This window comes from Pseudomonas sp. FG35, from assembly GCF_057809295.1.
This window is the reverse complement of record NZ_JBMDJR010000009.1, coordinates 1-16640: the sequence shown is the minus strand read 5'-3', so window position 1 is coordinate 16640 and position 16640 is coordinate 1. Positions and strand designations below refer to the sequence as shown.

Sequence of the window (16640 nt, the reverse complement as noted above, 5' to 3'; positions counted from 1 at the left end):
CCTGTTGCCAAGTAAAGACCCTGTAGCCACTATAGGGTCAAGCACCCTTTTGGAGATTGCCGTCATGAAGATCGGAGAACTGGCGAAACAGACCGATTGCGCCGTGGAAACCATCCGCTACTACGAGCGTGAAAACCTGCTGCCGGAACCGGCCCGCAGCGATGGCAACTACCGCGTCTACACCCAGGCCCACGCCGAGCGCCTGACTTTCATCCGCAACTGCCGCACCCTCGACATGACACTCGAAGAAATCCGCAGCCTGCTCGCCTTGCGCGACAGCCCGCAGGATCAATGCGAAAGCGTGAATGCGCTGATCGACGAGCACATCCAGCACGTAAAGGCGCGAATCGATGGGTTACTGGCGTTGCAGACGCAACTGCTCGAGCTGCGCCAGCGCTGTGGCGAAGGGCCGGAGGCGGATCAGTGCGGGATCCTGCAGCGGCTGGAAGTCAGTGGCGGAGTTGTGGCGACGGAGGTTGAGCATTCGCATGTGGGCAGAAGCCACGGTCATTAAGCGCCAGAAACAACGGAGGGAGCCATTTGGCTCCCTCCGTTGTTTGTCACTCGTGCTTCAGACCGCCATCGGCGCGGTCATCGGCGCATGGTGCTCGTAGCCTTCCAGCGAGAAGTCACTCGGCTCCACCAGTTCCAGCCATTCCGGCTGATAAACACCGGTCTTGGCAAACTCCGGCACGCGATCCGAAATCTTCAGTTTCGGCATGGCGAACGGCTCGCGCTTGAGCTGTTCGTTGAGCATGTCCAGGTGGTTTTCGTAGACGTGGGCATCACCAATGAAATAGGTGAACCAGCGCGGCGTGTAGCCGGTCAGGCGACCGATCAGGCTCAGCAGCGCGGCACCTTCGGTGAGGTTGAACGGCGTGCCCAGGCCCAGGTCGTTGGAGCGGATGTAGAGGGTCAGGGAGATTTCCTTGGTCTCGACATTCGGGTGGAACTGGTACAGCAGATGGCACGGCGGCAGGGCCATTTCATCGAGCTGGGCGCAGTTCCAGCCGTGGAACAGGATGCGCCGGCTGCCCGGGTCCTTGATGATCGTGTCGACGCACTGGCGCACCTGATCGATGGCTTTGTACAAGACCACGTAGGCCTGGCCGTCTTCTTCGCCCTGGGCAATCTGCTTGTAACCGTTGCTCAGGGTTTGTTCGATGGCGGCGGTGTTGCTCAGCGGGATCTGCTTGTACGCCGGCCATTTGCGCCATTGCACGCCGTAGATCTCGCCGAGGTCGTCTTCGCCCTGGCGGAACGGGTTGGCCAGCCACTGGGCGTTTTCGTTGGCGTTCTGATCCCAGACCTTGCAGCCCAGCGCACGGAATTCGGCGGCGTTGTTCACGCCACGCAGAAAGCCGCACATCTCGCCGATGGCCGATTTGAAGGCCATCTTGCGGGTGGTGATCGCCGGGAAACCTTCCTGCAGATCGAAGCGCAGCATGGCGCCCGGAAAGCTGATGGTGTTCACGCCGGTACGGTTGGCCTGTTTGGTGCCGTTGTTGATGACGTGCGACACCAGATCGAGATATTGCTTCATGAGTTACCTGTGTCCTTGAGCCCCGGCAGACATCGCCGGGGTTCGAATATTTAAGCTGTCGGTGCAACCGGCGCCGCCGGGGCGCGGTGGTAGGCCAGCCAGATCAGGAACAGCCCGCCGATGATCATCGGTACGCAGAGTACCTGACCCATGGTCAGCCAGTTCCAGGCCAGATAGCCCAGTTGCGCGTCCGGCACGCGGACGAATTCGACGATGAAACGGAAGATGCCATAGAACAGCGCGAACATGCCCGAGACCGCCATGGTCGGCCGCGGCTTGCGCGAGAACAGCCAGAGGATCAGGAACAGCGCCACGCCTTCCAGTGCGAACTGATACAGCTGCGACGGGTGACGCGGCAGTTGCGCCGGGTCGCTGAACGGCGGGAATACCATGGCCCACGGCACGTCGGTGGCCTTGCCCCACAGCTCGGCGTTGATGAAGTTGCCGATGCGTCCGGCGCCCAGACCGATCGGCACCATCGGCGCGACGAAGTCCATCAGCTGGAAGAACGACTTGCCGTTACGCTTGCCGAACCACAGCGCGGCCAGCATCACGCCGATGAAACCGCCGTGGAACGACATGCCGCCCTTCCACACTTCGAAAATCAGCGTCGGGTTGGCCAGGTAAGCGCTCAGGTCGTAGAACAGCACATAACCCAGACGCCCGCCGACAATCACCCCCATCGACAGCCAGAACACCAGGTCGGACAGCTTTTCCTTGGTCCAGGTCGGGTCGAAACGGTTGAGCCGGCGCGATGCCAGCAGCCACGCGCCGCCGATGCCGACCAGGTACATCAGGCCGTACCAGTGGATTTTCAGCGGACCGATGGCCAAAGCCACCGGATCGATCTGCGGGTAAGGCAGCATTGCGACTCCTCGTTAGCATTCAAATCTTCAAAAATTCCCGGGCGACGCTGTCACCTCAGGATTAAGCCAGGATTGCGACCTGCCAAAACAGACGGCTCAGAACAGAAAGCTCAGGCCCACGCAAAACAGCAAAGCCGCGAACAGCCGTTTCAGCAACTTCGGCGACAACCTGTGCGCCAGCCGCGCGCCGAGACGGGCGAACACCATGCTGGTCAGGGCAATGCCCAAAAGCGCCGGCAAATACACAAAACCGACACTATGGGCCGGCAGCAACGGATCATGCCAGCCCAGAATCATGAAACTTATGGCACTGGCGACGGCAATCGGCAGGCCACAGGCCGACGAGGTCGCCACCGCCTGCTGCATCGGCACGCTGCGCCAGGTCAGGAACGGCACGGTCAGCGAGCCGCCGCCAATCCCGAAAATCGCCGACGCCCAGCCGATCACACTGCCGGCCATGGTCAGACCGAGTTTGCCCGGCACCGTTCGGCTGGCCTTGGGTTTGACATCCAGCGCCAGTTGCGCCGCGATCACCAGGGCGAACACACCGATGATCTTTTGCAGGTTCGGGCCGGAGATCGCTTCGGCGGTCAATGCACCGAAACCGGCGCCGAGCAGAATGCCCACGGTCATCCAGCGGAAGATCGGCCAGCGCACCGCGCGGCGTCGATGGTGTTCGCGCACGGCATTGACCGAGGTGAAGATGATCGTCGCCAGAGACGTGCCGACCGCCAGATGGGTCAGGATCGACGGATCGAAGCCCTGCAAGGTGAAACTGAACACCAGCACCGGGACGATGATGATCCCGCCGCCCACCCCGAACAGCCCGGCCAGTACGCCCGCACAGGCGCCCAGCGCCAGATAGAGCAGAAATTCCATGACTGCCTCCCAAGGCGCGCCCCCAAAACCGGAGCGGCATGGTAACGGATGGATACCCTTCGGCTCCACTGGCGATGGATGCACGGACGATGTCTGCGTAGAGTGGGCAAAAAACACACAAGGACCACCTTATGTGCCTGATTGTTTTCGCCTGGCGGCCGGGGCATGCCCAGCCGCTGATCGTCGCGGCCAACCGTGACGAATTCTACGCCCGGCCCAGCCTGCCGCTGGCCCAGTGGCCCGAGTCGCCGCATGTTCATGCCGGGCGGGATCTTGAGGCCGGGGGCACCTGGCTCGGTCTTGGCGCCAACGGTCGTTTTGCGGCGCTGACCAACATTCGCGATCCGCATCAGCCGCCGGCTCGACGTTCTCGGGGCGAGCTGGTGGCGGGATTTCTGACCGGAAACCTGTCGATCGATGACTACTTGTCCGACGTTGTCGCCCGTTCGCCGGACTATGCCGGCTTCAACCTGCTGCTGGGCAATGCCAACGAGCTGTGGCACTTCAATGCGCGGTCATCGGAACCGGTGATGTTGCAGCCCGGCGTCTATGGTCTGTCCAACGCCGGGCTGGATACGCCGTGGCCGAAACTGCTCAAGGCCAAGGCGGCATTGAGTGCGGTGCTGGATGATCCGCAGCCCGAGCGGTTGTTGGCTTTATTGAGTGATGCGCAAACGGCACCGTTTGCTGATCTACCGGATACCGGTGTGGGATTGGCGACCGAGTCGCTGTTGTCGAGTGTGTTTATTGCCAGCCAGAGCTATGGGACTCGGGCGAGTACGGCGCTGATTGTGCAGGCGGACGGGACGCGGCGGATGATCGAGCGCAGTTTCGGGCCGTATGGCGGGCATCTGGGGGAAGTGGAGATCGACCTATGAAGATCGCAGCCCGAAGGCTGCGATCTTGTCTTTCTAGAGCGGTTTGACCGCCGCCGGATTGACCATCTTCGCCAGACCGAGGTTCTTCAGCGCCAGTTGCAGCGAGCTGTGGATGACCTGCGGGTTGTCGATGGTCATCAGTTCCGCCAGCAGATCCTTGGCCTTGCTCAGGTGGATCTGGCGCAGCATCCATTTCACCTTCGGCAGGTTGGTGGCGTTCATCGACAGGCTGTCGAAACCCATCGCCATCAACAGCACCGCTGCCGCCGGGTCACCAGCCATCTCGCCGCAGATGCTCACCGGCTTGCCTTCGGCATGGGCGTCGCGTACCACGGTTTGCAGGGCTTGCAGCACCGCCGGGTGCAGGTAGTCGTAGAGATCGGCCACCCGTGGGTTGTTGCGGTCCACCGCCAGCAGGTACTGGGTCAGGTCGTTGGAGCCGACCGACAGGAAGTCCACCATCCGCGCCAGCTCTTTGGTCTGGTAGACCGCCGCCGGAATTTCAATCATCACGCCCACCGGCGGCATCGGCACGTCGGTGCCTTCGTCGCGCACTTCGCCCCAGGCCCGGTGGATCAGGTGCAGCGCCTCTTCGAGCTCGTGGATGCCGGAGATCATCGGCAGCAGGATTCGCAGGTTGTTCAGGCCTTCGCTGGCCTTGAGCATCGCGCGGGTCTGCACCAGGAAGATTTCCGGGTGGTCGAGGGTGACGCGGATCCCGCGCCAGCCGAGGAACGGGTTGTCTTCCTTGATCGGGAAGTACGACAGCGACTTGTCGCCGCCGATGTCCAGGCTGCGCATGGTCACCGGTTGCGGGTGGAACGCGGCGAGCTGCTCGCGGTAGATCGCCAGTTGTTCCTTCTCGCTCGGGAAGCGCTGGTTGATCATGAATGGCACTTCGGTGCGGTACAGACCAACGCCTTCGGCGCCGCGCTTCTGCGCCCGCGCCACATCGGCCAGCAGGCCGGTGTTGACCCATAGCGGCATGCGATGACCATCGAGGGTCACGCACGGCAGGTCGCGCAGGGTATCGAGCCCCAGCGCCAGTTGCTTCTCTTCCTCCACCACCTCGGTGAACTGCTTGCGCAGCACTTCGCTGGGGTTGGTGTAGACCTCGCCTCGTGTGCCATCGACGATCATTTCGATGCCGTCGACCTTGGCGTACGGCAGGTCGACCAGACCCATGACCGTCGGAATGCCCATGGCCCGGGCGAGAATCGCGACGTGCGAGTTCCCCGAACCAAGCACCGATACCAGACCGACCAGCGTGCCTTCCGGCACCTCGCCGAGCATCGCCGGCGTCAGTTCTTCGCTGACCAGAATGGTCTTTTCCGGGTAGACCAGGTTCTGCTGCCGCTCTTCCTGCAGATAGGCGAGCAGGCGTCGGCCCAGGTCCTTGACGTCCGATGCCCGCTCACGCAGGTACTCGTCGTCCATCAAATCGAAACGGTTGACGTGATCGGTCACGACCTGACGCAACGCGCCCTGGGCCCACTGCCCGGTCTTGATCACGTTGGTGATTTCGCTGCCCAGCGAGGCATCGTCAAGCATCATCAGATAGACATCGAACAGGGCGCGCTCTTCCGGACGCAGCTGGGTCGCGAGTTTGGCCGACAACGCACGCATGTCGGCGCGCACGCCTTCAATGGCGGTCTTGAACAGCGCCAGTTCCGCGTCGATGTCGGTGATGGTCTTGTCCGGCACCACGTCCAGATCCGCCGGTGGCAACATGACCACCGCGGTACCGACCGCCGCACCCGGTGAACCCGGCACGCCGACGAACTTGGCTTCCTGGATGCCCTTACCCTGACGGCCAAGACCACGGATGGAACCTGTGGCCTCGGCGTGAGCGATTACGCCCGCGAGCTGCGCGCTCATGGTCACGAGGAAGGCTTCTTCACCCTCATCGAACTGGCGGCGTTCTTTCTGCTGGATGACCAACACGCCGACGACGCGGCGGTGGTGAATGATCGGCGCCCCGAGGAACGAGGCGTAGCGCTCCTCGCCGGTTTCGGCGAAGTAACGGTAGCGCGGGTGATCCGCGGCGTTTTCGAGGTTCAGGGGTTCTTCACGCGTGCCGACCAGGCCGACCAGACCTTCGTTGGGTGCCATGCTGACCTTGCCGATCGAGCGCTTGTTCAAGCCCTCGGTGGCCATCAGCACGAAGCGGTTGGTCTCTGGATCAAGCAGGTAGACCGAGCAGACCTGGCTGCCCATGGCCTCTTTGACGCGCAACACAATAATCCCCAACGCCGCCTTGAGATCCTTGGCGGAGTTAACTTCCTGGACGATCTTGCGCAGCGTATTGAGCATGGCTCGGGGTCGAACTCCGTCGTCAGTCGCGCGCTAAAAGGCGCGGGGCAAGCTCTTTGAGAGCGCGGCGATACACTTCGCGCTTGAATGTCACCACCTGGCCCAACGGATACCAATAACTGACCCAGCGCCAGCCATCGAACTCCGGTTTACCGGTCAAATCCATCCGCACCCGCTGCTCGTTGGAGATCAGGCGCAGGAGAAACCACTTCTGTTTCTGGCCGATGCACAGCGGTTGGCTGTGGGTTCGCACCAGACGTTGCGGCAAACGATAGCGCAACCAGCCCCGGGTACAGGCGAGAATTTCAACATCTTCGCGTTCCAGGCCAACTTCTTCGTTCAGCTCGCGGTACAAGGCGTCTTCCGGCGTCTCCTCGGGATTGATTCCCCCCTGTGGAAACTGCCAGGCATCCTGATTGATACGGCGAGCCCATAGCACCTGGCCGGCGTCATTCGTCAGAATGATCCCGACATTAGGGCGGAAACCATCGGGGTCGATCACGGCAACAACCTCGCAAACGCATGTCGCCGCATTGTTCCACAAAGGTTGTGAAGGCGGCAACGAAGGTTCCGAGCTTATGTGCACTCTTGTGAAAAGACCGTATTCTTGTGGCCTTTTTACTGACTTTTCAGCGGGTAACTGCAATGCGCCTGGCTTTATTCGATTTGGACAACACCCTTCTGGGCGGCGACAGCGATCACGCTTGGGGCGATTATCTGTGCGAACGCGGCTTCCTCGACCCGATCGCCTACAAGGCACGCAACGACGAGTTCTATCAGGATTACCTGGCCGGCAAACTGGATAACGCGGCCTACCTGAACTTCTGCCTGGAAATCCTCGGCCGCACCGAAATGGCCGTGCTTGAGCAATGGCACAACGATTACATGCGCGACTGCATCGAGCCGATCGTTCTGCCCAAGGCGCTCGATCTGCTGAAAAAGCACCGCGACGCCGGCGACAAACTGGTGATCATCACCGCCACCAACCGCTTCGTCACCGCGCCGATTGCGGTGCGCCTGGGCGTCGAAACCCTGATCGCCACCGAGTGCGAAATGCAGGACGGCCGCTACACCGGACGCAGCACCGACGTGCCGTGCTTCCGCGAAGGCAAGGTGACGCGCCTGAACCGCTGGCTGGAGGAAACCGGGCATTCGCTGGAAGGCAGCTATTTCTACAGCGACTCGATGAATGACCTGCCACTGCTGGAGCAGGTGGCGAATCCTGTGGCGGTCGATCCGGATCCGAACCTGCGGGCCGAAGCCGAGAAGCGCGGCTGGCCCGTCATAAGCCTGCGCGGCTGATATCGCCATCGCTGGCAAGACCAGCTCCCACAAGGAATTTGTGAACGCCTCAGATCAATGTGGGAGCGAGCCTGCTCGCGAACGGGGTCGACGCGGTCCCAAGCCTTAAACCGGCTTCGCCCCCATCAACGCCGCAATGGCCAGAAATCCGACGCCGCTGACAATTGCCAGCGCCAGATTGAATTTCCGGTTGCCGACCCCGCTGGTCCATAGCCGATTAAGCCGAACAAGCAGCCAGACCGCGCTGAATGTGGCCACGGCATAGATCACGCTGGACCCCAGAATCCAAAACTGTCCCAACGGCCAGCCAATCAGGTGCACCAACCACCAGCCGGTGAAAGGCATGCTGAGCACGCCGATCAGCATCAGACACCAGACGAACAACCAGGGTCGCTGCATCGTGCTGGCCGGCCCCTCGCTGCGATTACGCCAGGAAACAGCGGCGAGCCCCAGCCCGCTCGCCAGTATCACCACGGTCGCCGCGACGTGAAGGACTTTCAGGGTGGTCAGGGTTTCCATGAATTTCTCTTTCCTTGGGCCATACCCATCAGCGTAGCCGTTCAGCCAAGAAACAGCTGATAGGCCGGGTTGTCGCTTTCGTCCCAGTATGGGTAGCCGATTTCCTCAAGGGCTGCGGGCACCAGATGACGCTCGTCGTGGGGCACTTGCAGACCCGCCACCACACGACCGTCCGCTGCACCGTGGTTGCGGTAGTGGAACATCGAGATGTTCCAGCGCCCGCCGAGCTTGTTGAGGAAGTTGAACAGCGCGCCCGGACGCTCCGGGAACTCGAATCGCAGCACCACTTCATCGACCACGTGCGCGGCGCGACCGCCGACCATGTGGCGAATGTGCAGTTTGGCCAGTTCGTTGTCGGTCAGGTCGAGCACCGGGAAACCCTGCTCGGTCAGGCTCGCCAGCAGTGCGCTGCGCGGGTCGTTGTCCGGGTGGGTCTGCACGCCGACGAAGATGTGCGCTTCGCTGCCATTGTTGTAGCGGTAGTTGAATTCGGTGATCTGGCGCTTGCCGATGGCCTCGCAGAAGGCCTTGAAGCTGCCGGCCTTCTCCGGGATGGTCACGGCGATGATCGCTTCGCGGCCTTCACCCAGTTCGGCGCGCTCGGCAACGTGGCGCAAACGGTCGAAGTTGACGTTGGCCCCGGAGTCGATGGCCACGAAGGTCTGGCCGCTGACACCGCGCTGCTCGACATATTTCTTGATCCCGGCCACGCCCAGGGCGCCGGCCGGTTCGGTGATCGAACGGGTGTCGTCGTAGATGTCCTTGATCGCCGCACAGATTTCGTCGGTGCTGACGGTGATCACCTCGTCGACGTAGTCCTTGCAGATGTCGAAGGTGTGCTGGCCGATCTGCGCCACCGCCACGCCATCGGCGAAGATGCCTACGGTCGGCAGCACCACGCGTTCGCCTGCCGCCATCGCCGCTTGCAGGCAGTTGGAGTCGTCGGGCTCGACGCCGATGACTTTGATGTCCGGGCGCAGGTATTTCACGTACGCCGCGATGCCGGCGATCAGACCGCCGCCGCCCACCGGTACGAAAATCGCATCCAGCGGCTGCGGGTGCTGGCGCAGGATTTCCATCGCCACAGTGCCCTGCCCGGCAATCGTGTGCGGATCGTCGTACGGGTGGATGTAGACGTAGCCTTTTTCATCGACCAGTTTCAGCGAGTAGGCCAGGGCTTCCGGGAAGGAATCGCCGTGCAGCACGACCTTGCCGCCACGCGAGCGCACGCCTTCGACCTTGATCTCCGGGGTGGTCTTGGGCATCACGATGGTCGCTTTCACGCCCAGCACTTTCGCCGCCAGGGCCAGGCCCTGCGCGTGGTTGCCCGCCGACGCGGTGACCACACCGCGCGCGCGCTCTTCGTCGCTCAACTGGGTCAGCTTGTTGTAGGCGCCGCGAATCTTGAACGAGAACACCGGCTGCAAGTCTTCGCGCTTGAGCCAGATGTCGTTGCCCAGCCGCTCAGAGAGCTGGCGGGCGTTCTGCAGCGGGGTTTCTACGGCAACGTCATAAACGCGCGAGGTGAGGATCTTCTTGACGTACTGTTCGAGCATCGGAAAGCATCACTGAGCGGGTTGGGCAGGGCCAACGAGTCTAACCCGGGTTTCGGCCGGACGACCACACGAATCCCGAGGTTTTAGCCCGGCCTGAGGCTATAATGCCGGCCTTTCCGTTCTTACCTTGCCCGCTTCCGGAGCCCGCATGACCCAGGATCAACTCAAACAGGCCGTGGCCCAGGCCGCCGTCGACTTCATCCTTCCGAAACTCGACGACAAGAGCATCGTCGGCGTCGGCACCGGCTCCACCGCCAACTGCTTCATCGATGCCCTCGCCCAGCACAAGGGCGCTTTCGATGGCGCGGTCGCGAGCTCCGAAGCCACCGCTGCGCGCCTCAAGGGCCATGGGATTCCGGTGTATGAGCTGAACACCGTGAGCAACCTGGAGTTCTACGTCGACGGTGCCGATGAAAGCGACGAGCACCTGAACCTGATCAAGGGCGGCGGCGCAGCCCTGACCCGCGAGAAGATCGTCGCCGCCGTGGCCCAGACCTTCATCTGCATCGCCGACGCCAGCAAACTGGTGCCAGTGCTGGGCGCGTTCCCGCTGCCGGTGGAAGTGATCCCGATGGCCCGCAGCCATGTGGCCCGCCAACTGGTGAAGCTGGGCGGTGACCCGGTCTACCGCGAAGGCGTGCTGACCGACAACGGCAACATCATCCTCGACGTGCACAACCTGCAGATCACCAACCCGGTGGAACTGGAAGCGCAGATCAACGCGATCGTCGGCGTGGTCACCAACGGTCTGTTTGCGGCGCGTCCGGCGGATCTGTTGTTGCTGGGCACCAGCGAAGGTGTGAAGACCCTCAAAGCTGAATAACCAGGCTGCCCACATTTTTATGGGCGGATGAAAAACCTGTGGGAGCGAGCTTGCTCGCTCCCACATTTGGTTTTTTGGGGTATCAGTCAGTTCTGCGCAGGCTTTCTGAAGACATAAAACAGATTCGGCTCGCTCACCAGATACAACGTCCCGTCATCATCCATCGCGATACCTTCCGCCTGCGGCACGGTTTTCTTCAGGCCCTGCCGGCCACCGTTCAACGACATGGTGCTCAACGGGCGCCCGTCCACATCCAGCTCCAGAATCAGCCTTGACTCATCGGACAGCGCCAGCAAATGGCCGCTGCGCTCGTCGTATTGCAGGCTCGACAGATCGCGCACGAACATCCCGGCATCGCGCTTGGGATTGTTGATCACGTGTACTGCGTAGGACTTTTCCGGATTGAAGTGCGGGAAACCGTGCACTTCATAAATCAGCATCGGATCCCGCTCCTTGGCCACGAACAGGCGTTTGCCCACCGAGTCGTAAGCCAGGCCTTCAAAGCCCTTGTTGCCGCTCATGTGCACACCGAGGGTCATTTGCTCGGCATCCGCTGCATCAAGGAACGTGGTGTCGTGCTCCAGGCGAATCTTGATCAGCCGCTGCTGGCGCTCGTCGGTGATCACGTAGGTGTCGGCACTGATGAACTCCACCGCCTCCGGATCGCCAAAGCCGATCAAGGCGACACGGCGCAGGATCGTGCCGTCCAGCGACAGCTCGATCAGTTCGGCATTCTTGTTGGTTACGGTGAACAGGCTTTTGCGCACCGGATCGTAAGTCAGCGCCGAGACATCGTCGTCCAGCCCGTCGATGACCTTCGCTTCGATCTCCACCCGATACTGATCCAGCCCGATCGCCTCGCTGCTCATCGGTTGCCAGAGCGCATGCAGGTTGAACCAGGCACGCTCGAACAGACGCATGTATTGGCCGATCGCAATCAGCGCGATCAGGGCAATCACCGACAGGATGATGAATAGAGGCTTAGGACGGGCAAGTCGACGCATTCGGGGCAGGCTCGGTATCAAAACAGGCGGATGAAATATCACGCCTGTCTGAACTGAAGCTTAATGGCCACTTGCCTCAAGCCACAACTCCACAGATCTGCAATTGCTGTAGGAGTCGTTACTTCTGCTTTTCGAAGCGGTAGAACAGGTTCGGCTCACTGACCATGTACAGCGTGCCCGAGTCGTCCATGGTCACGCCTTCGGCGCGGGGAATGGTTTTCTTCAAACCGTTGAAACCGCCGAGCAGGGTCATGAAGCTGACTTGTTCGCCCTTCTCGTCCAGCTCCAGCAACAGGTGCGAATCGGCAGACAGCACCAGGGTGTGCCCGGTGCGCGGGTCGATCGCCAGGGCCGACAGATTGCGAATATCGAGTTCGTCGCTGTCGAGTTTCTGCTTGTCGCCCTTGAGGGTCTGGCTGCCGTCGCTTTTCCAGGTGAACAGCGCCGGCGGACGCTCCTCGCCCAGCAGCAGTTGCTGGTTGCGGGCGTCCCAGGTGATGGCTTCGAAGGCCTTGTTCTGATCTTTCGACGGGCCGAGGTCGTATTTAGGGAAATCGTCACGCTTGAGTTCGCGGGTCTGGGCATCGACCTTGACGATGGAGAGCAGGTGCTCGCGCTCATCGACAATCGCCATCAAGCCGTTCTCCATCACCGTCAGGCCTTCCGGATTGCTCCAGCCTACCAGCGGCATCTTGCGCAGCACGTCACCCTGCAGGGTCAGCTCCACCAGAAACGGATTCTTGCCCATCACTGAAAACAGGGTTTTGGTCTGCGGATTGTAGGACAGGTCCGAAGCTTCGTCCTTTTCCATGCCCGGCAGCAGCTTGGCGTCGATGACCACCCGGTAGTCCGGGAGCCAGACGCTTTCCTGTTTCTCGGCCGGGCTTTCGAAACGCTCCAGCACCCACAACAGGCCACGGTCATCCCAATGCATGGCAAACGCCAGCCCGTACGCAGCGGCGGCTACCAACAAAAGCCAGGAATACCAACGCAGAGCGAAGCGTGAACGGCGAGCAGGTTTGAGCTGAGTTTGAGATGACATCGAAGGACGCGTTCCGAAAATTCAGGCTACGGGTAATAGCACAAAGAGGCCGGCTCAGACGCCAGAATGACCGGAATTATCCGGACAGGATGTGAAAAAAACGGTAAATGGCTGGAATGCCTTATGTGTTTGCGAGCTGCAACACAAAACAAATGTGGGAGCGAGCTCGCTCCCACTGTTTTACTCAGAATTGCAGTCAGCGAACGCTGCTGGTGAAGCGGCTGGCGCCGGGCAGTTCCAGCACGATCTCATCGCCGACATTCAACGGACCAACGCCCACTGGCGTACCGGTCAGGATCACGTCACCGGCCTGCAGCGAGAAGCAGCCGGCCATGTGCTGGATCATCGGCACGATCGGGTTGAGCATCGCGCTGCTGTTGCCGTCTTGGCGCACTTCGCCGTTGATGGTCAGGCGGATACCGATGTCGGTCAGGTCGGCGAAGGTGCTGCCGACCACGAACGGTGCAATCACCGCCGCGCCGTCGAACGACTTGGCGATTTCCCACGGCAGACCCTTGGACTTGAGCTCGGCCTGCTTGTCGCGCAGGGTCAGGTCCAGCGCCGGGGCGAAACCGGAGATCGCGTCCAGCACTTCTTCACGGCTCGGTTTGGTCGACAGCGGTTTGCCGATCAACACGGCGATTTCCGCCTCGTAATGCACCGAGCCACGCTCGGTCGGAATGCTGAAACCGCCTTCCAGCGGCACCACGCAACTGCCGGGCTTGATGAACAGCAACGGCTCGGTAGGCACCGGGTTGTCCAGTTCCTTGGCGTGTTCGGCGTAGTTACGGCCGATGCACACCACTTTCCCCAGCGGAAAATGAATCCGCGTACCGTCGACATACTGGTGCTGATAGCTCATTACCGACTCCTGCCTTCATTGATTCATCAGGGATTGCCAATCAAACCGCGAAAATCTTGCCCGGGTTCATGATGCCGTTCGGGTCGAACACCGCCTTGACCGCTTTCATGTATTCGATTTCCACCGGTGAGCGGCTGTAGGTCAGGTAGTCGCGCTTGGTCATGCCCACGCCGTGTTCGGCGGAAATCGAACCGTTGTACTTCTCGACGGTTTCGAACACCCACTTGTTGACGGTGGCGCACTTGGCGAAAAACTCGTCCTTGCTCAGGTTGTCCGGCTTGAGGATGTTCAGGTGCAGGTTGCCGTCGCCGATGTGGCCGAACCAGACGATTTCGAAATCCGGGTAATGTTCGCCGACGATCGCATCGATTTCCTGCAAAAATGCAGGGACTTTCGAGACGGTGACCGAGATGTCGTTCTTGTACGGTGTCCAGTGGGAGATGGTTTCGGAGATGTACTCGCGCAGCTTCCACAGGTTCTGCAACTGGGTTTCGCTCTGGCTCATCACGCCGTCCAGCACCCAACCCTGCTCCACGCAGTGTTCGAAGGTTTCCAGGGCGGTGTTGGCCACTTCTTCGGTGGTCGCCTCGAATTCCAGCAAGGCATAGAACGGGCAGTCGGTTTCGAACGGCGCCGGGACATCGCCACGGCCCATGACCTTGGCCAGGGCCTTGTCGGAGAAGAATTCGAACGCAGTCAGGTCGAGCCGGCCCTGAAAGGCGTGCAGTACCGGCATGATTGAATCGAAATCGGCGGTGCCGAGGACCATTGCGGTCAGGTTTTTCGGCGCACGGTCCAGACGCATGGTGGCCTCGACCACGAAACCCAGGGTGCCTTCGGCGCCGATGAACAGCTGGCGCAGGTCATATCCGGTGGCGTTCTTGATCAGGTCTTTGTTCAGTTCCAGCACATCGCCCTTGCCGGTCACGACTTTCATGCCTGCGACCCAGTTGCGGGTCATGCCGTAGCGAATGACCTTGATCCCGCCGGCATTGGTGCCGATGTTGCCGCCAATCTGACTGGAACCGGCCGAAGCGAAGTCCACCGGGTAGTACAAGTCATGTTCTTCGGCCGCGTTCTGCAATTGCTCGGTGACCACGCCCGGCTGACAGACGGCGGTGCGGTCGGTCAGGTTGATGTCGAGAATCTGATTCATGTAGTCGAACGACACGACCACTTCGCCATTGGCCGCCACGGCTGCGGCGGAGAGCCCCGTGCGCCCGCCCGACGGCACCAGCGCCACTTTGTGTTCGTTGGCCCAGCGGACGACGGCCTGCACCTGCTCGATGGTCTTGGGAAACACGATGGCGCTGGGCGCCGGGGCGAAGTGTTTGGTCCAGTCCTTGCCGTAAGCGTTCAAGGAGTCGGCATCGGTCAGGACTTTGCCAGGCTCGACCAGGGTCTTCAGTTCATCAATCAGGGCAGGATTGGTCATCGACGGAACTCTCGAACAATTCATGGTCATCCTGAGAACGCTTCACGTCGCAGGAATGAGTGTTTAGCGGGGTGGCTATGCTAGCATACCGACCCCGCAGGCCAGTGCCCAAGGCCGGTTCTGCGGTGACGGCTTTCTTGTCGTCCAGGTCAATGTCTGTTGACCATTTCCTGCCATTTTTCTCCGGGATACAGGTTTACGCAGATGAGCAAGACTTCTCTCGATAAGAGCAAGATCAAGTTCCTTCTTCTCGAAGGCGTCCACCAATCGGCTGTCGACGTCCTCAAGGCGGCGGGCTACACCAGCATCGAATACCTGACAGGCTCCCTGCCGGAAGCCCAGCTCAAGGAAAAGATCGCTGACGCTCACTTCATCGGCATTCGTTCGCGCACCCAACTGACCGAAGAGATCTTCGATCACGCGAAGAAACTGGTCGCGGTCGGCTGTTTCTGCATCGGCACCAACCAGGTTGACCTGGAAGCGGCCCGCGAGCGCGGCATCGCCGTGTTCAACGCGCCGTACTCCAACACCCGCTCCGTGGCCGAGCTGGTGCTGGCCGAAGCGATCCTGCTGCTGCGCGGCATCCCTGAGAAAAACGCGTCCTGCCACCGTGGCGGCTGGATCAAGTCCGCAGCCAACTCCTTCGAGATCCGTGGCAAGAAACTGGGCATCGTCGGCTACGGCTCGATCGGTACTCAGCTGTCGGTCCTGGCTGAAGGTCTGGGCATGCAGGTGTTCTTCTACGACACCGTGACCAAGCTGCCACTGGGCAACGCGACCCAGGTCGGCAACCTGCACGAGCTGCTGGGCATGTCCGACATCGTCACCCTGCACGTTCCGGAAACCGCTGCGACCCAGTGGATGATCGGCGAGAAGGAAATCCGCGCCATCAAGAAGGGCGGCATCCTGATCAACGCTGCACGCGGCACCGTGGTCGAGCTGGATCACCTCGCCGCTGCGATCAAGGACAAGCACCTGATCGGCGCCGCCATCGACGTGTTCCCGGTCGAGCCGCGTTCCAACGACGAAGAGTTCGAAAGCCCGCTGCGTGGCCTGGACAACGTGATCCTGACCCCGCACATCGGCGGTTCCACCGCTGAAGCACAGGCCAACATCGGTCTGGAAGTGGCAGAAAAACTGGTCAAGTACAGCGACAACGGTACTTCGGTATCGTCCGTGAACTTCCCGGAAGTGGCCCTGCCGGCTCACCCTGGCAAGCACCGCCTGCTGCACATCCACGAGAACATTCCGGGTGTGATGAGCGAGATCAACAAGGTCTTCGCCGAAAACGGCATCAACATCTCCGGTCAGTTCCTGCAGACCAACGAGAAGGTCGGCTACGTGGTGATCGACGTCGACGCCGAGTACTCGGACCTGGCGCAAGAGAAGCTGCAGCACATCAACGGCACCATCCGTAGCCGTGTGTTGTTCTGATCAAGCGTTGAGCGACAAAAAAGGGAGCCTTCGGGCTCCCTTTTTAATGCACGTGTCTCGTCCTGAATAAGGTTTACACCTTCTGACCCATTCTCAGGAGGGAGTAATGAATACAGGAAAAAGGCGCAGTCAGCGTGATTACACGCGGACCTTTAAATTGTCGGTCGTCGATCAGGTCGAAAAA

At 60.9% G+C, this 16640-nt stretch carries 16 protein-coding genes; 5 read left to right on the top strand and 11 right to left on the bottom strand.

From position 1 onward, the window contains the following. Nucleotides 1-64 precede the first annotated feature (64 nt). Nucleotides 65-514: a Cd(II)/Pb(II)-responsive transcriptional regulator gene (gene cadR, locus ACODTD_RS18350; protein WP_011336419.1), complete on the top strand. Its 450-nt coding sequence runs from the start codon at nt 65-67 to the stop codon at nt 512-514. Nucleotides 515-571: 57 nt separating this feature from the next. Here the strand turns inward: cadR and ACODTD_RS18345 are convergent, their stop codons facing one another. The 3 genes from ACODTD_RS18345 to ACODTD_RS18335 all read right to left on the bottom strand — a co-directional run bounded on the left by ACODTD_RS18345 (nt 572) and on the right by ACODTD_RS18335 (nt 3288). Continuing rightward, a complete protein-coding gene (locus ACODTD_RS18345; protein WP_011336420.1) occupies nt 572-1543 on the bottom strand; it encodes a thymidylate synthase in 972 nt (323 codons plus the stop codon). A 50-nt stretch (nt 1544-1593) separates the two neighbouring features. Continuing rightward, on the bottom strand, nt 1594-2409 hold the full coding sequence (gene lgt, locus ACODTD_RS18340; protein WP_039767887.1) for a prolipoprotein diacylglyceryl transferase: 816 nt from the start codon (nt 2407-2409) through the stop codon (nt 1594-1596). 96 nt (nt 2410-2505) lie between these two features. Beyond that, the gene (locus ACODTD_RS18335; protein WP_201820517.1) at nt 2506-3288 is read right to left on the bottom strand and encodes a sulfite exporter TauE/SafE family protein; all 783 of its coding nucleotides are present in this window, start codon (nt 3286-3288) and stop codon (nt 2506-2508) included. Nucleotides 3289-3419: 131 nt separating this feature from the next. Between ACODTD_RS18335 and ACODTD_RS18330 the strand changes: the two genes are divergently transcribed. Next, the gene (locus tag ACODTD_RS18330) at nt 3420-4166 is read left to right on the top strand and encodes an NRDE family protein (protein ID WP_011336422.1); all 747 of its coding nucleotides are present in this window, start codon (nt 3420-3422) and stop codon (nt 4164-4166) included. A gap of 33 nt (nt 4167-4199) precedes the next feature. Here the strand turns inward: ACODTD_RS18330 and ptsP are convergent, their stop codons facing one another. After that, on the bottom strand, nt 4200-6479 hold the full coding sequence (gene ptsP / locus ACODTD_RS18325) for a phosphoenolpyruvate--protein phosphotransferase (RefSeq protein ID WP_011336423.1): 2280 nt from the start codon (nt 6477-6479) through the stop codon (nt 4200-4202). 22 nt (nt 6480-6501) lie between these two features. Then, nucleotides 6502-6981, bottom strand: a complete 480-nt coding sequence (locus ACODTD_RS18320; protein ID WP_003229203.1) for an RNA pyrophosphohydrolase — start codon at nt 6979-6981, stop codon at nt 6502-6504. 143 nt (nt 6982-7124) lie between these two features. On the opposite strand from ACODTD_RS18320, the gene ACODTD_RS18315 reads away from it, so the two are divergent. Further along, a complete protein-coding gene (locus ACODTD_RS18315) occupies nt 7125-7781 on the top strand; it encodes a histidinol-phosphatase (protein WP_221615944.1) in 657 nt (218 codons plus the stop codon). Nucleotides 7782-7886: 105 nt separating this feature from the next. On the opposite strand, the gene ACODTD_RS18310 is transcribed toward ACODTD_RS18315, so the two are convergent. Together ACODTD_RS18310 and ilvA are read right to left on the bottom strand one after the other, a co-directional pair. Continuing rightward, nucleotides 7887-8300, bottom strand: coding sequence for a DUF2269 family protein (locus tag ACODTD_RS18310; protein WP_011336425.1), 414 nt, complete (start codon nt 8298-8300; stop codon nt 7887-7889). A gap of 41 nt (nt 8301-8341) precedes the next feature. After that, nucleotides 8342-9856 (bottom strand): threonine ammonia-lyase, biosynthetic, encoded by a 1515-nt coding sequence (gene ilvA / locus ACODTD_RS18305; protein ID WP_011336426.1) that lies wholly within the window; start codon nt 9854-9856, stop codon nt 8342-8344. A 148-nt stretch (nt 9857-10004) separates the two neighbouring features. Between ilvA and rpiA the strand changes: the two genes are divergently transcribed. Then, the gene (gene rpiA / locus ACODTD_RS18300) at nt 10005-10679 is read left to right on the top strand and encodes a ribose-5-phosphate isomerase RpiA (RefSeq protein WP_007953476.1); all 675 of its coding nucleotides are present in this window, start codon (nt 10005-10007) and stop codon (nt 10677-10679) included. Between the two features lie 86 nt (nt 10680-10765). Here rpiA and ACODTD_RS18295 read toward each other — a convergent pair whose 3' ends face one another. The 4 genes from ACODTD_RS18295 to ACODTD_RS18280 form a co-directional block, all read right to left on the bottom strand. Continuing rightward, nucleotides 10766-11683 (bottom strand): SdiA-regulated domain-containing protein, encoded by a 918-nt coding sequence (locus ACODTD_RS18295; RefSeq protein WP_064380018.1) that lies wholly within the window; start codon nt 11681-11683, stop codon nt 10766-10768. A 118-nt stretch (nt 11684-11801) separates the two neighbouring features. Continuing rightward, nucleotides 11802-12725, bottom strand: coding sequence for an SdiA-regulated domain-containing protein (locus tag ACODTD_RS18290; protein ID WP_221615943.1), 924 nt, complete (start codon nt 12723-12725; stop codon nt 11802-11804). 196 nt (nt 12726-12921) lie between these two features. Further along, a complete protein-coding gene (locus ACODTD_RS18285) occupies nt 12922-13587 on the bottom strand; it encodes a fumarylacetoacetate hydrolase family protein (RefSeq protein ID WP_007953483.1) in 666 nt (221 codons plus the stop codon). A 40-nt stretch (nt 13588-13627) separates the two neighbouring features. Continuing rightward, nucleotides 13628-15022 carry an FAD-binding oxidoreductase gene (locus tag ACODTD_RS18280; protein ID WP_039765411.1) on the bottom strand — a complete coding sequence of 465 codons (1395 nt, stop codon included), beginning with the start codon at nt 15020-15022 and terminating at the stop codon, nt 13628-13630. Nucleotides 15023-15226: 204 nt separating this feature from the next. Here ACODTD_RS18280 and serA point away from each other — a divergent pair, with 204 nt between their 5' ends. Continuing rightward, nucleotides 15227-16456 carry a phosphoglycerate dehydrogenase gene (serA, locus tag ACODTD_RS18275; protein ID WP_085612011.1) on the top strand — a complete coding sequence of 410 codons (1230 nt, stop codon included), beginning with the start codon at nt 15227-15229 and terminating at the stop codon, nt 16454-16456. Nucleotides 16457-16640 lie beyond the last annotated feature (184 nt).